The sequence below is a fragment of the Porticoccaceae bacterium LTM1 genome (assembly GCA_030252795.1).
GTDB lineage: Bacteria > Pseudomonadota > Gammaproteobacteria > Pseudomonadales > Porticoccaceae > SCSIO-12696.
The window spans coordinates 269,371-284,690 of record CP127080.1 but is presented as its reverse complement, the minus strand read 5'-3'; the positions used below and the strand labels follow the sequence as shown (position 1 = coordinate 284,690).

General features: G+C 52.0%; 10 protein-coding genes. 9 read left to right on the top strand and 1 reads right to left on the bottom strand.

Annotation, left to right across the window (positions count from 1 at the left end; translation table 11 throughout):
• Positions 1 to 4 precede the first annotated feature (4 nt).
• The 3 genes from QP938_01380 to QP938_01370 all read left to right on the top strand — a co-directional run bounded on the left by QP938_01380 (position 5) and on the right by QP938_01370 (position 5,086).
• Complete coding sequence (locus QP938_01380; protein ID WIO74579.1) at positions 5 to 631, top strand: RNA polymerase sigma factor; 627 nt, start codon at positions 5 to 7, stop codon at positions 629 to 631.
• 2 nt (positions 632 to 633) lie between these two features.
• The gene (locus QP938_01375) at positions 634 to 1,671 is read left to right on the top strand and encodes a FecR family protein (protein ID WIO74578.1); all 1,038 of its coding nucleotides are present in this window, start codon (positions 634 to 636) and stop codon (positions 1,669 to 1,671) included.
• A 100-nt stretch (positions 1,672 to 1,771) separates the two neighbouring features.
• Complete coding sequence (locus QP938_01370; protein WIO74577.1) at positions 1,772 to 5,086, top strand: TonB-dependent receptor; 3,315 nt, start codon at positions 1,772 to 1,774, stop codon at positions 5,084 to 5,086.
• 161 nt (positions 5,087 to 5,247) lie between these two features.
• Here QP938_01370 and QP938_01365 read toward each other — a convergent pair whose 3' ends face one another.
• Positions 5,248 to 6,525, bottom strand: a complete 1,278-nt coding sequence (locus QP938_01365; protein WIO74576.1) for a thioredoxin fold domain-containing protein — start codon at positions 6,523 to 6,525, stop codon at positions 5,248 to 5,250.
• A gap of 199 nt (positions 6,526 to 6,724) precedes the next feature.
• On the opposite strand from QP938_01365, the gene leuS reads away from it, so the two are divergent.
• The 6 genes from leuS to QP938_01335 all read left to right on the top strand — a co-directional run bounded on the left by leuS (position 6,725) and on the right by QP938_01335 (position 15,016).
• Complete coding sequence (gene leuS / locus QP938_01360; protein ID WIO74575.1) at positions 6,725 to 9,331, top strand: leucine--tRNA ligase; 2,607 nt, start codon at positions 6,725 to 6,727, stop codon at positions 9,329 to 9,331.
• A gap of 122 nt (positions 9,332 to 9,453) precedes the next feature.
• Positions 9,454 to 9,975 carry an LPS assembly lipoprotein LptE gene (gene lptE, locus QP938_01355; protein WIO74574.1) on the top strand — a complete coding sequence of 174 codons (522 nt, stop codon included), beginning with the start codon at positions 9,454 to 9,456 and terminating at the stop codon, positions 9,973 to 9,975.
• Positions 9,965 to 11,014 (top strand): DNA polymerase III subunit delta, encoded by a 1,050-nt coding sequence (gene holA, locus QP938_01350; protein WIO74573.1) that lies wholly within the window; start codon positions 9,965 to 9,967, stop codon positions 11,012 to 11,014. The genes lptE and holA overlap by 11 nt, the downstream gene beginning before the upstream one ends.
• A gap of 70 nt (positions 11,015 to 11,084) precedes the next feature.
• Entirely contained in the window at positions 11,085 to 13,268 is a 2,184-nt protein-coding gene (locus tag QP938_01345) for an OsmC domain/YcaO domain-containing protein (GenBank protein ID WIO74572.1), read from the top strand.
• A gap of 169 nt (positions 13,269 to 13,437) precedes the next feature.
• Complete coding sequence (locus QP938_01340; GenBank protein WIO74571.1) at positions 13,438 to 13,989, top strand: RNA polymerase sigma factor; 552 nt, start codon at positions 13,438 to 13,440, stop codon at positions 13,987 to 13,989.
• A complete protein-coding gene (locus QP938_01335) occupies positions 13,982 to 15,016 on the top strand; it encodes a FecR domain-containing protein (GenBank protein WIO74570.1) in 1,035 nt (344 codons plus the stop codon). Before QP938_01340 ends, QP938_01335 begins: the two co-directional genes overlap by 8 nt.
• Positions 15,017 to 15,320 lie beyond the last annotated feature (304 nt).

Below are 15,320 nucleotides of genomic sequence, written 5' to 3'. Positions count from 1 at the left end.
ACACTTGCCGTTACCCCAGAAAGATATGCCTCTGCTTCCCCCCAAAAAGCATCGCAACAAGGCTCTGCCTACAGCTTCTCAACAGCGGTTGAGTGAGGCCTTTGAGCGTTATCGGTCAGCGCTCAAGTCATACCTCGGCAAGTTCCTGAAAACTCAGGATGATGTTGAAGACATCCTTCAGGACACCTTCTTTAACAGCTTTCGGGCTGCCAGAGAAAGGGTAATAGAAAGCCCTGGAGCATTCCTGTTCCGTACCGCTCACAACCTGGCACTTAAAGACATTCGCAACAAGGTCACTCGGGCAACAGATTCTATAGGGGATATTGAGTCACTGGGGGTCACAGGTAATGAACAGACTCTCGAACAGCAGGTAATGGCCAGCCAGGAATTTGGTTTGCTCTGTGAAGCCGTGGATGCTCTCCCCCCACAGTGCAAGCGGGTGTTTGTACTGCGAAAGGTCTATGGCCTGAGCCACAAGGAGATTGCTGCCGAGCTCGGCATCTCGATAAGTACAATCGAAAAACACATTGCAAAAGGTGCATTGGCCTGTAGGGACTTTCTGGCAGAGAAAGGAACCTCCGGCGGCAACAACGGCAAGCGCGGAAGCTTGCATGAATTCAGGACAAAGTAGTCATGACTGATAATGTATACGACATGACCGAGTACAATCGGATTCGCGAGGAAGCCAGTCTCTGGCTGGCTCGCCTGGATGGCGAAGACGCCGATAGCAAACTTCATCGGGAATTTGAACACTGGCTATCTCGCGACAGCCGTCACCGGTCCGTGTTTAGTGAACTTGGCGATGTATGGGGAGAGATGGATATCCTGGCGCTGTTCCAGCCATTGCTGACAACCACATCAGAACTGGACTCAACCTCCATCCCCGCCCAGACCAGACCAAGTAGAGCAAATCGAACCTGGCTGTCATTCGCTGCAGCGGCACTCGTAGTCATGGCAATTGGCCTGCTCTATCCAACGTCCTGGCAACAACAGGCTGAACCCCTGGTGTACACCACCAGTATCGGCGAGCAACGCACTGTCGAACTGGACGACGGTTCAACAATCCAGCTTAATACCAACAGCGTTGTCGAGGTGGCATACAGCAATGACATTCGCCAACTGCGACTACTGCGCGGTGAAGCCTATTTTGATGTCGCACACAACAAAAACCGTCCGTTTGTGGTTCAGGCTGGCAGCGGCAACGTAGAAGCAGTTGGTACCGCCTTCGCCATCCAGTTGGAACAGAGCAGTGTGGAAGTCGCTGTCACAGAGGGTCGGGTAAAAGTCACACCTCTCGCTGCCCAGCCGTCTCCGACACCCCCAATGGAAAAGCCATTAGCCTATGCGGATGCCGGCCAGATAGTTACCTACAATAAAGGAATAGAATCTATACAAACCGCCTCCAATGATCAGCTGGAACGTTTTCTGTCCTGGCGAACAGGACAACTTCGTTTTCAAGGTGAGACCCTGGAGGAAGCCATCTCCGAATTCAGTCGTTACACCGATATTCGCATTATTCTTTCCGAACCCGCTGTTCGTGAACTGAGAGTTGGTGGTGTTTTTAAAACCGGTGATATCAATGAATTTCTGAATGTTCTGGAAGAAGGTTTTCAGGTAGAAGTCAAACGCCACTCACCGAAACTGGTTTATCTGAAAATGACCCAGAAATAATGTTTAGCGTTATAGCGGTTTTCCTCACGTTGGGGGTTATTACTCCCGGTCGCATTGAAAAACGCAGGCCGAGATAATTGACATCCAAGAGGGGTATTAGATGAATAACCTGAAAAAAGAAGTAAAGCGCAGTCTCAAGTCGGCTGTACGCTTTACCAGTTTATGCAGCGCATTGGCGATGTCCGCTTCACTGGCCTTTGCCGAGCCAGTCGAAAAATCCAATTTCAATATTGATAAGCAGTCTGTCACTCAGGCCCTGAATGAATTTGCCGAACAAGCCGGCATTCAAATGCTGTTTTCTTTTGATGAAGCCAAAGGCATCAATGCCAATGCACTGAATGGCAGCTACAGCACCGAAGCTGCACTTGCCGCACTCCTGAAAGGCACCGGTTTGGAATTCAAAGTGACCACTTCCGGTTCCTATGTAGTAAGGGAGAGCGAGTCCAAAATCCAAGCAGAAAAAGCAGCAGGAGAAGAAGAGCCAGTTGAAGAAATTGTGGTGACAGGAACACTGTTGCGCAATGTAAACCCGGTTTCACCCATGATTACCCTGACCGCAAGAGACTTTGAGCGGATGGGTGTTCACAGTGCGGAAGATATTGTTCGCTCCCTCCCTCAAAACCACGCCAGTCTGAATGTATCGAGCAGTATGACCGATACTATTTTATCCTCCGGCAAACAAGGGGGTGTCACCGACTTGCAAGGCAACGCCGCCGCCAACCTCAGGGGGCTGGGAATCCAGAACACCTTGGTACTGGTCAATGGTCGCCGCACTGCGGGCTCACCAATTTTTGAAGGGAATTTTGTCAATCTCTCCAACGTACCGTTTGCCGCTATTGAGCGTGTGGAAATCCTTCTGGATGGCGCCTCGTCCATTTATGGTGCCGATGCCGTAGGCGGTGTAATTAACTTTATTATGAAAAAGGGTTGGACAGGCAGCGAAACCGCCGTCCGCATGGAAGATTCAATCCACGGTGGCAACGCCTACTCACTGAGCCAGGTATTTGGCACCAACTGGGGAACCGGCGACCTGACCGCCACCCTGAGCTACAAAGAGAATAAGCGCGTCTCCTCCGAAAAGGCCGGTTGGTTAACCGTCGACCAGAGTGACGATGGCGGCACCGACTTTAGACTCAACTCATTTGGTTCACCAGGCGTGATCGCACGGCCAATCCCCAGATCCCTACCAGACAGCTTTGATGGCACTGAAGATTGGACCAGTGCCGACATGTCCAACGCCAATATTGACCCGGATTCAGGTGTTCCAGAGCACCTGAGCCCAAGCCGCAAAAACAAGACTTTCTCGTTGATTGTCAATCAGGATCTCACTGACAGCATCAGCGCATTTGTCGACCTGCAATACGCCAAGAACGATACCGACAGCAGCCGCAAATACATCACTTCCAATGCAGAGGTGAAAGGTGGCCACCCCCTGAATCGTCTTGGTGTCGATACCAATATCGGCTATCAATTTATCCACGAAGCCGACAGCGGCTTGATTTCCCGCGCCATAAATGACACCAATCAAATCCAGAAGTCTTTTACCGGTGGGCTGGAATTTGCCCTTCCCAACGATTGGAGACTCGAGACTTCTGCCGCCTGGAGCGAATCTTACAGTGAGAGCCAAGTGCTGAGCCTGACAGCCAAGTCAAACTCCCTGGAAGATCGCATCGCCTTCGCCGAATTTATGGGCGGTGTGCGAATGATGGAAAATCCGGATTACGACCCGAGACGTTGGTGGACTGATCAGTACATACCTATGGCTGCAGATGGCACTCCCGCCGCAACGGTAGCCGATCAGGTGGCTCTGTCTGCCGATCAGGTATACAACCCCTTCGGCAATGGTACAGCGCAAAGCAAGCGGCTAACCGAATTTGTGCGAATGACCGATAACGGGTCACCGGTCTCCACCGTTCAATCATTCAAAGCTACTGCGGATGGCGTCCTGATGGAACTTCCCGGCGGTTCTCTGCGAGCGGCACTAGGTGCAGAATACCGACTGGATCAGCTCGACTACACAGACAACTCCAAGCGCACAATCAGCTCGCCATTTGTGAATGATACGGCCGGCGACACTGATGAGCCCGAGCGTTCGGTAAAATCCCTGTTTACCGACTTTTCAATTCCCATCATCAGTGAAGATAACGCCCTGCCACTGATTAACTCCCTGGAACTGCAGGCATCTCTGCGCTGGGATGAATATCAGGTAAAAGCAAATCGACTCACTCCAGGGCCAGAAGGTACTTTGGACGAAGCAACTTTCGCCCACACCTCTCCCAAAATTGGTTTTGCCTGGCGACCGGTTGAAGATTTGAAAATTCGCGGCACCTGGTCGGAAGTATTCCGTGCCCCGGATTATTCCGAAATTCTGCAAGCCAACAACGTTCAACAAAATGCCCAAATCTTTGACCAGTGGGCGACCAATCCGGACACCGGCGAACTGATGATGGTCGATACCTATATGGCTCGTTACTATCAAAGCGAAGTCGATAGCTTTCGCCAGGAGTATGACCTGACCACATGGGAGCAATTATCTGCGGATCCCCCGGAATCTGTATTGCCCTCCAGTATTATTGGCGGCAACACCAACCTGGATCCTGAAACCGGTGAACTGATTACTTTGGGATTCGATTGGACACCAGCCTTTCTGGAAGGCTTGACCCTATCGGCAACCTACACCAAATCCGAATTGGAAGACCAGATTGCCACTATCGGTGGTGATTTTTTCCCGGCAGCTGCCACTCTTCTGAATGGTGATGTTTATACCCGTGAAAGTATGGCGGGATATTCCATCTATCGTTTTGTGTCAGACGAGCCTGGCAACCTTTTTAATCCAAATGGTACCTATGTGCGAGTGGGCCCGGCAGACCACGCAATTACCATGGTTAATAATGTCCCGGTAAATACTGGTGGTTTTACCAGTGAGTCGGTCGACTTCAACATTCAATATCTGTTTGATACCGAATGGGCCTCATGGGATGCAGCGCTGTACGGCACTTACACCAAAACCTCTGAACGCAAACCATTGCCCATTTCCCCGAGCATTAATCAGGTCGGCCTGATCAATGGTATTGATAATTGGGTAGGAACTGCCCGCCTTGGTTTTGTCAGGAACAATTACGGGGCCACTGTACAGGTTAATTACAGCAGCAGTTACCTGAACAATCGAACAAATGCTCTGTTCCCCTCATCAATCAGCGCCTTCCAGGAAAAAGTGGAGCACTACAGCACCATCGACCTGACAGGACATTACACACTTGATGAGAGTGGCTGGCGATTCCTGTTCGGTGCACGCAATGTGCTTAACCAGCACTTTCCGATTCTGAACAACATGGGTCGCCAATACGACAGCTCCCGAACAGATGTTCGCGGTCGCATCGTCTATTTTGAAGCCAAGAAAACATTTAATTTCTGATTGTTATCCATCCCTTTTCAGGGCGCCAATGGCGCCCTTTTTTATTGATAGTGAAAATAATCAGGGAAGAAGTTTTCTGACGACTGTTAGAGAAAAAATATTAATGGCCCGGAAAATTTCGCCCACTCATATTTATAGAAATTATTTTTAACGACTATCTACTACAAGGAACTCAGCGATTCATTCAGTGAACCTAGAATCGGAGCATCCTCTCCATACTCTTTCTTACAGAGCACAATTGCCTCTATATACAAAATTTTCGCTTTCACTTTATCCCCGAGTCGCTTGGCCAACTCGGCATACGTCATCACAGTGTGGGCACTTTTACCCTGCTCATAGCCAATCTTGATAAATCGCTCCGCACGCTTCAGTATTCTTATATCCTCTGTCGAACTCAAAACATCACGGCCCACCGAAAACCACTTCCAGGCACCAGCGCTCTCTCCTTCACCCTCGAGGTAATTACCCATTTTTTTCATATAGGATGCCCAATCGCCTTCCGACTGGGCAAGCCTTGCCTGCAGCAGGTGTGACATTTGCCAATATTGATCGGCCACCGGCTGGTGACGCTGATACACCTGATAAGGGTTCATAAGCTCCCCCTTAATCGCTGCCAGATATTGGTTAGCTTTTTCACGGTCTCCAGCAGCTGCAGCCTGCTCAATTGCGGTGTTATTCACTTTAACGATCAAATTTGCCACCGGAACTTCGCCCGCTTGCGACACATACGCGGGATAATTGTCGAACACAAACTGAAGCAGTGGATCATCAATCTTGGGCTGACTCCCGCGATATTGGACGATCAATTCAAAGTTGGCTTTAGTGAGCAATTGATCAGAAGACTGCGTTGCAAAATATTCACTGGCCGCACCATCCATAAACTGAAGGTAATCCAGCAGTGCTTTAACATCGTCTTTTGCAATTTTCTCCGCTCCTATTGATTTGTAAGTGAGAAATGTACGAACAAAGTCCGGTTCTCGATCACCTTGCTGGTAACGAACCTGCAGGCGTTCAAAATCCACAGCGTCTTCGCCAAGAGCCTGTTTGCCCAGATCAATTAATTCAGCTGCAGTCATGGCCCCGCCTCGCCGGTGTTGAACCTCACCGTCGGCCGTCAAAAACAGATAAGTTGGATAGCTGTCCACACCATACCGCTCAGCCAGCTCCGGGCCATTGAAGTCTTCATCCTCAGCATCCAGCTTTATATTGATAAAGCGGCTGTTGAAGAAATCGCCCACTTCATCCCTTGGGAAAATTTCCCTCACCATCACTTTGCAGGGGGCACACCAGGGCGTGTAGACATCAACAAACACCAATTTGCCCTGGTGTTCGGCCTCTTTCAGCGCATCAGCGACGCTGCCATTGAAAAAATGAATACCGTCCGCTATTGCACCAGGCGTAGCAAACACCAGTAATAAGGACACCAATAGTTGCTTCATTCTCGCTCCTCAATTGAGTTTGATTGTGGTTATCCTGATTAATGACTCTTCATCGGCGCACCACCGCTATTCGCTGTCAGATCATTTTTGTTAAGAAGGGTAAAGGCTGCCTACTAGGTATCCCTAGCCATAGGCCGTATAATTGCCCGCTTGACCTACGAATTCCCTAATGAACCTCCACTGCGGTTGAACACAAGCGATGCAAGAACACTACACCCCCGAATCCATTGAACAGGAAGTCCAACAGTACTGGGCCGAGAACCAGTGCTTTGAAGTAACCGAAGACCCGGATCGCGAAAAGTACTACTGCCTCGCCATGTTCCCCTACCCCAGTGGCCGCCTGCACATGGGCCACGTGCGCAACTACACCATCACCGATGTGATCTCACGCTACCACCGTATGCTGGGCAAGAATGTGCTGCACCCAATGGGGTGGGACGCCTTTGGCCTGCCGGCCGAAAATGCCGCCATCGCCAACAAAACCGCGCCGGCCAAGTGGACCTACAGCAATATCGGCCATATGAAGGGCCAACTGCAGGCATTGGGCTTTGGTTTTGACTGGAGCCGCGAATTGGCCACCTGCGCACCGGATTACTACAAGTGGGAACAGTGGTTCTTTACCCGCCTGTACGAGAAAGGTCTGGTGTACAAAAAGATGGCCACGGTGAACTGGGACCCGGTGGACCAAACCGTGCTCGCCAACGAACAGGTAATCGACGGTCGCGGCTGGCGCTCCGGTGCGCTGGTAGAGCGCAAAGAGATTCCGCAGTGGTTTATCAAAATCACTGACTACGCCGATCAGCTGCTGAATGATCTCGACCAGCTGGAAGGCTGGCCTGAGCAGGTCAAAACCATGCAGCGCAACTGGATCGGCAAGAGCCGCGGTGTAGAGATGACCTTTGACCTGGCTACCGAAGTGGCCGGTCTGAACAGTTTCGACGTGTACACCACTCGTCCAGACACCTTGATGGGCGTGACTTACGTATCCATCGCTGCTGAGCACCCAATCAGCCTGGAGCTGGCCAAGGACAATGCTGAGCTGGCCGCGTTTATTCAGGAGTGCAAATCCCAATCCGTGGCCGAAGCCGATATGGCCGCCATGGAAAAGAAAGGCATGGATCTGGGTATAAAGGCCATTCACCCGATCACCGGACGCGAAGTGCCGGTGCTGGTGGCCAACTATGTGCTGATGGATTACGGCACCGGCGCGGTGATGGCGGTTCCGGCGCACGACCAGCGCGACTGGGAGTTCGCCACCAAGATGGGCCTGCCAATTGAACAAGTAATCGCTCCTGCAGGTGACGAAGCCATAGATCTCGGCAAAGAAGCCTTCGTCGAAAAAGGCATTCTGGTTAATTCCGGCGACTCTCTTAAAGAATGGGACGGCCTCGAATTCGACGCCGCCTTTGATGCTATCTCCGCCAAACTGGAGAGCCTCGGCAAAGGCCGTGTCACCACCAACTTCCGCCTGCGTGACTGGGGTGTTTCCCGCCAGCGCTATTGGGGCTCACCAATCCCGATGTTTAATTTACCGGAAGGCGGGGAGATCCCAGTACCGCTGGAAAAACTGCCGGTGCTGCTGCCAGAAGATGTGCAGATGGACGGCGTACACTCGCCGATCAAACAAGACGTCGAGTGGCGCAAGGCCGAACTGAACGGCCAACCGGTGGAACACGAAACCGATACCTTCGATACCTTTATGGAGTCGAGCTGGTACTACGCCCGCTACACCTGCCCCAACTACGAAGAGGCAATGCTGAACCCGGAAGCCGCCAACTACTGGCTGCCGGTGGATCAATATGTGGGCGGTATCGAGCACGCCATCCTGCACCTGCTGTACGCACGCTTCTTCCACAAGCTGATGCGCGACGAAGGCCTGGTGAGCAGTGACGAACCGTTCAAGCGCCTGCTCTGCCAAGGCATGGTGCTGGCTGAATCGTTCTACAAAGAGCACGCTGACGGCAGCAAGACCTGGGTCAATCCGCTCGACGTGACTCTGGAAAAAGACGATAAGGGCGCCACTATCAAGGCAGTGGAAACCGCCACCGGCGAAGAGCTGCAAGTGGGCGGTACCATCAAGATGTCCAAGTCCAAAAACAACGGCATCGACCCGCAAACCGCTGTGGACCAGTACGGTGCCGACACCGTGCGCCTGTTCACCATGTTTGCCGCGCCCCCCGAGCAAACCCTGGAGTGGCATGACTCCGGCGTGGAAGGAGCCAGCCGCTTCCTGCGCCGCCTGTGGAAAAATGCCCAGGAGCACCTGACCAAGGGCGAGGTTGCTGCGCTGAATGTGGACGCACTGACAGAAGCACAAAAAGATCTGCGCCGTAAAACCCACGAAACTATTCAGAAAGTCAGCGACGACTACGGCCGCCGTCAAACCTTCAACACCGCCATCGCAGCGGTGATGGAATTGATGAATGAAGTAGGCAAATTTGACGACAGCTCCGAGCAGGGTCTGGCCGTTGAGCGCGAAGCCCTGGAAGCCGCCACCCTGCTGCTGGCTCCGGTCGCGCCGCACATCAGCCACGTACTCTGGAATGCCTTTGGCCACGAAGGTGCTGTTATTGACGCACCGTGGCCATCTCACGATGAAGCCGCATTGGTGCGCAGCTCCATCGAGATGGTGGTACAGGTGAACGGCAAGGTACGCGCCAAGTTGCAAGTGGCCGCCGACGCCAGCGACGACGCCATTATCGACATGGCCAAAGCCGACGAAAACGTGCTGAAATTTATCGAAGGCAAAGAGATCAAGATGTGCAAAGTGATTAAGGGTAAACTGGTCACTTTCGGGGTTAAATAACATCGCCACGCGATGTCATCCTGAGCGCAGCGAAGGATCTCAATGCTGCAAACCAAACCGGGATCCTTCGTCGCCTTGCTCCTCAGGATGACAACCTGAACAGATATCAATTTGGACTGACAATGAAAAAAATACTCAGTTACGTACTTATCCTCAGCGCCGTTTTGGCAACCACTGCCTGCGGATGGCACCTGCGCGGTCAACAGAGCATCAGCGGCGTGGATAGTGTTCATGTCAGCAGTGGCGATTCGGGCACCGCTTTTGCCCAGGAGCTGAAATACCATCTCAAGCGCCAGGGTGTGGAACTGAAAGCCAACGCACCGGAAGCTCGTTACAGCGTGGTGGTCCTCAAGCAGAAAAGTGAACGCCGCGTAGCCAGTGTTGGCGCCAGTGCACGCGCCACCGAATACCTGCTGGTTGAAACCGTTGAATTCCTGGTCCTTGACCCGGCTGGCCAACAGCTGTTGCCTGCCACCACCCTGCGTGCAGAGCGCTCGCTGGACTTCGATGAAAACCAGGTAATCGGCAAAAACGACGAAGCCGCACTGATTCAAACCGAGCTGCGCAATGATCTGGTCCGCCAATTGAGCCGCCGCCTGCAACACCTCAACCCGGCAGCCGCTGCGGCAGACAATGAAGGTTAAGTCAGAACAGCTCAACCAACATCTGCAGGGGCAACTGGCCCCTGTCTATCTGGTATTTGGCGAAGAACCCCTTTTGGTACAAGAGGCGTGCGATGCTATTCGCATCGCCGCTCGTTCACAGGGCTTTAACGAACGCGAGTTGTTCCACGCCGAAGCCGGTTTTGACTGGAACCAACTACTCAACGAAGCAAACAGTCTGTCGCTGTTTGCCGACAAAAAAATTCTTGAACTGCGTATTCCCAATGGCAAGCCCGGTGACAAGGGCAGCAAAGCCATTGAGGAGTATTGCAATGCAGCCAGCAGCGACAATCTGTTGCTGGTTGTATGCCCCAAACTGGATGGCAGCGCCCAGCGCAGCAAGTGGGTAAAGGCGCTGGAGAGCACCGGTGTAATGATTCAAACCTGGCCTGTGCAAGCCCATCAACTTGGCCGCTGGATAGGGCAGCGCCTGCAGCAAGCTGGTATTCGTGCTAACTCTGCCGCCATTGATGTGCTGGTAGATCGTGTCGAGGGCAACCTGCTGGCAGCGGTTCAGGAAATTGAAAAACTGAAACTGCTGACCCCCAATGGCGAGGTGGATGCTAATACCATGTCCACCGTGGTAGCCGACAGCGCGCGCTATAACGTATTTACCCTGGTGGATAAAATCCTCGCCGGTGATGCCCAAAGCGCCGCACGCACACTGCGAGGCCTGCGCGAAGAAGGCATCGAACCACCAGTTGTGCTCTGGGCCATCACGCGGGAAATTCGTATTCTGCTGAAGATTGTCGACGCCAGTGCCCGCGGCGAGCCAATGAGTCAGGCCATGAAAAGCGCCGGGGTATGGGACAAACGCCAGCCAATCTACCAACAGACCCTGCGCCGAGTAAGCCCACCTCAACTGCGCGCAATGTTGCGCCTGGCTCGTAACACCGACCAGGCAATTAAAGGCCTCGGCCGCGATAATGCCTGGGACAATTTAACTGAGCTGACCGTGAATCTGGCCGGCAGTCCTGCTCTGTCTGGACCGACTATCAAGTTGGCAGTTACCAGCGAATAATACTTCTACCCTTCGCACCCAACATTGCGTTGAGTCTGCAGCGAAAGAAATCTACTCCGGAATGCCCGCCATGGAAATCAAAGTCAACTTTCTCGATAACCTTCGCCTCGAAGCCAAGTTCGACGACTTTACAGTTATCACCGACCAGCCCATTCGCTACAAGGGCGACGGTTCGGCGCCGAGTCCGTTTGACTATTTCCTGGCCTCCTCGGCGCTCTGCGCGGCCTACTTTGTAAAGGTCTACTGCGAGTCCCGGGATATCCCCACCGAGGGCATTCGGTTATCACAGAACAACATCGTTGACCCGGAAAACCGCTATAACCAGATTTTCAAAATCCAGGTGGAACTGCCAGAGAACCTCTCCGATAAAGATCGTCAAGGCATACTGCGCTCTATTGACCGCTGCACAGTAAAAAAGGTGGTTCAAACCGGACCGGAGTTTGTGATTGAGGCCACCGACAACCTCGATGCCGACGCACAAGCCATGCTGATAGCTCAGCCCGAGGACCACGACAACACCTTTATTCTCGGCAAGGATCTGCCACTGGAGCAGACCATCGCCAACATGACCGGCATTCTGGAAAAGCTTGGCATGAAGATCGAAGTCGCCTCATGGCGCAATATCGTGCCGCACGTATGGTCACTGCACATTCGCGATGCCGCTTCACCGATGTGCTTTACCAATGGCAAGGGCGCCACCAAGGAGAGCGCCCTGTGCTCTGCGCTGGGTGAGTTTATCGAGCGCCTGAACTGCAACTTCTTTTATAACGATCAGTATTTTGGCGAGGAGATCGCCAATGCCGAGTTTGTGCACTATCCCAACGAAAAGTGGTTCAAGCCAGGCTCCAATGATGAGCTTCCAGATGAAATTCTCGACGACTACTGCCGCGCCATTTACAACCCTGATGGCGAACTGTGCGGCTCGCACCTGATCGACACAAACTCTGGCAACATAGAACGCGGCATATGCTCGCTGCCCTATGTACGCCAGTCCGACGGCGCAACCGTGTACTTCCCGTCCAACCTGATCGAAAATCTGTTCCTCAGCAACGGCATGAGTGCTGGCAACAATCTGGATGAAGCCAAGGTGCAGTGCCTGTCGGAAATTTTTGAGCGGGCGGTGAAAAGAGAAATTATCGAGCAGGAGATAGCCCTGCCGGACGTCCCCGAAGAGGTGCTGGCCAAATACCCGGATATCGTCGAAGGTATCCAGGCACTGGAAGCACAGGGCTTTCCGGTAGTGGTAAAAGATGCCTCACTGGGCGGCCGCTTCCCGGTGATGTGCATCACCCTGATGAATCCCCGTAATGGTGGCGTGTTCGCCTCCTTTGGCGCACACCCAAGCTTTGAAGTGGCACTGGAGCGCAGTCTTACCGAACTGCTGCAGGGTCGCAGCTTTGAAGGCCTGAATGATATCCCCAAGCCCACCTTCAATAGCCAAGCGGTGAGCGAACCGGAAAACTTTGTCGAACACTTCATCGACTCTACCGGTGTGATCAGCTGGCGCTTCTTCAGCGCGAAGCACGATTACGAATTTTGCGAATGGGACTTCACCACAACAAAAGGCTCCGGCACCAACCAGGATGAATCCGACTACCTGTTCAGCATCCTTGCAGAGATGGGCAAGGAAGTTTACGTGGCCGAGTATACCAATCTCGGAACCGCTTGCCGCATTCTGGTTCCCGGTTACTCCGAGGTATACCCGGTGGAAGACCTGATCTGGGACAACACCAACAAAGCCCTGCACTACCGGGAGGATATTCTCAATATCCACTCCCTCAACGATGACCAGCTTGCCGATCTGGCGGAACGCCTGGAAGAGAGTCAGCTGGACAACTACACCGACATCAGAACCCTGATTGGCATTGAGTTTGACGAAAACACGGTATGGGGCCAGCTCACCATACTGGAGCTGAAAATCCTGATCTACCTGGCATTGGGCGATCAGGAGGCCGCTATGGAGCTGGTGGAAACCTTCCTCCAATACAACGACAACACCGTGGAACGCGGCTTGTTCTATCAGGCCATGCATACTGTTCTGGAAATCGTTCTGGACGGTGGACTAGCGTTTGAGGACTACTACGACAACCTCTATCGAATGTTTGGCGAAAACGTTATGAAGGCGGTGGTCGGCTCTATTAATGGCGAGGTTCGATTCTACGGCCTGACCAAGACCAGCATGAAACTTGAGGGGCTGGACAGGCATTTGCGGTTGATCGAGAGCTACAAAAAGCTACACCGGGCGCGGGGTTGAGCCGTTTCAGCCCACAATCAGCTTACCCCTGATTCGCCCTTTTTAAGTTTTTGCACTATTTCTTATCTAAAAGGTACGGCCTGTTGCCCCTCGCGCGTCTAGTTAGTATCGGACACTTGATGGCAATCCAGGCTAAATGGTGCAAATACTTAAAAAACAGGCAATCTACTTGAGCAGCCGAAGATCTGAGAAGCATCAACGTGTGCTTGAACAGCTCTATCGTGATCATGGCGAAGCCATGCGCTGTTTCCTGCTTGGAAGGGTGCGCAATGAGTCAGAACTGGACGATATTATTCAGGAAGTTTTTCTGCGATTAGCCCGAAGTACAGAGCTCCAGAGCAGGCATCAATTGTCCAAGAGACAAAACAGAGCGTATTTGTTCACAGCAGCCAACAACCTGATTGTGGACATGGAGCGGCGTAAGATAGTCCGCAAAGACTACATTCGCACATATCATCCCGATGGAGATACCTCAGTCTATGAGTTATCTCCAGATGTACACGTAGCCGCCGCCAGAGAGTTGTCCACCATTAAAGAGGCCTTGAAGAACCTTAAGCCTACATGGAGAAAAGCTTTCGTTATGTCCCGGTTCAAAGACGAGAACTATACGGATATTGCGAGGGAGATGGGCGTATCTGTTCGCCAAATCGAAAAATACGTCGCAAATGCAATCAAGGCGTTACGCAAAGCTGTACCTAACAGGGACATAGATCATGACTAAGAATCTCAGCAGAATAGCCGAATCCAGAGCCGCCCTTAATACGGCTCGCCTGTTCTCTGGGCTTTTGTCTCCTCAGGAAGCCAAGGAGATCAACGGCTGGCAGCAAACAGATCCAGAATACAAGGCTGAATATCTCTCCAACATGCACCTGCTGGCAGACATGGAAGCACTGAGAAATGATGGCGAAGTACTTGATTGGGCGGATCAAACAACCTCCAACAACAAGCAGCATTGGCTATCAGCACTGAAAGTGGCTTCTATCGCAGCAATAGCCGTTTTGGCCACTCTGTTTTTCCCTCAAGTCAATGAAGATGCTTCTGAAGATATCAATCGATACGTATCGAGGGTCGGAGAGATAAAAACAGTTTCGCTGGATGATGGCAGCACCATCACTCTTAACAGCGGCGCACAAGTCCTGGTTACCATGACCGATACCGAGAGAAAAGTCACTCTCGAGCGCGGGGAAGCGTTTTTTGATGTCACCAAAGAACAGTCCAGACCATTCAATGTCCTTGCAGGACAACGTGAGGTCACTGTTTTAGGTACTTCTTTCAGTGTTCACAAGCAGCCCAATCTCATTCGTGTTGCCGTGGTCAATGGTGCCGTTTGCGTCCACAAAGAAGAGGATGAGGTTTTTTCCGATGCCCTTGCAATCAGCAGCCTTACCGCTGAAAGTCAGGCCATTGATGAAGTGGATCAATTCCGCATAGAAGCTGGCTGGGTCGCGGATATTGCAACCGCTGAGCACAAATTAAAAGGTTACACCCTGTCAGGAAGCAATATTTCCCTCACCTGGATGAATGGGTATCTGGAGTTTTCGCGGCTCCCCCTGTACAAGGTCATTCAGGAATTGAATCGCTACAGCGGTAAGAAAATCCTTATCGAAGACCCCAATATTCTCGGCCTGGAGGTTTCAGCAATCATACGGGTTGAGCAAATTGGCCAAGCACTTTCAGACCTCGAGGATGTAATGCCAATTGAGGTCACCAGCCATTTCGATCGTGTAGTAATAGTCGGCAAAGAATAATCCTCAGTCTGCATGGCTCACACTCCACTTTCTGCTACTGAGTCTATAATTCTCTAGTATACCTTTGGCAATTATCGGCGCAGGGCTTAGCCCAAAGCCCTGTACCGGATTCAAGATTGTTACTTCTATAAGTCTGGCACGATAACATTCTCAATCTGCCAATAACTTAATCTTGACCACTGAATTAACTTTCGGAAAGCCTCCAATACACCTTCGTGACTGAAGGTTTAACTCGGGTCTTATATTATGACGATTAATTTTCAAATAAGTAATTTCAAAAAGGTACGGCTGCACCGCCCTGACG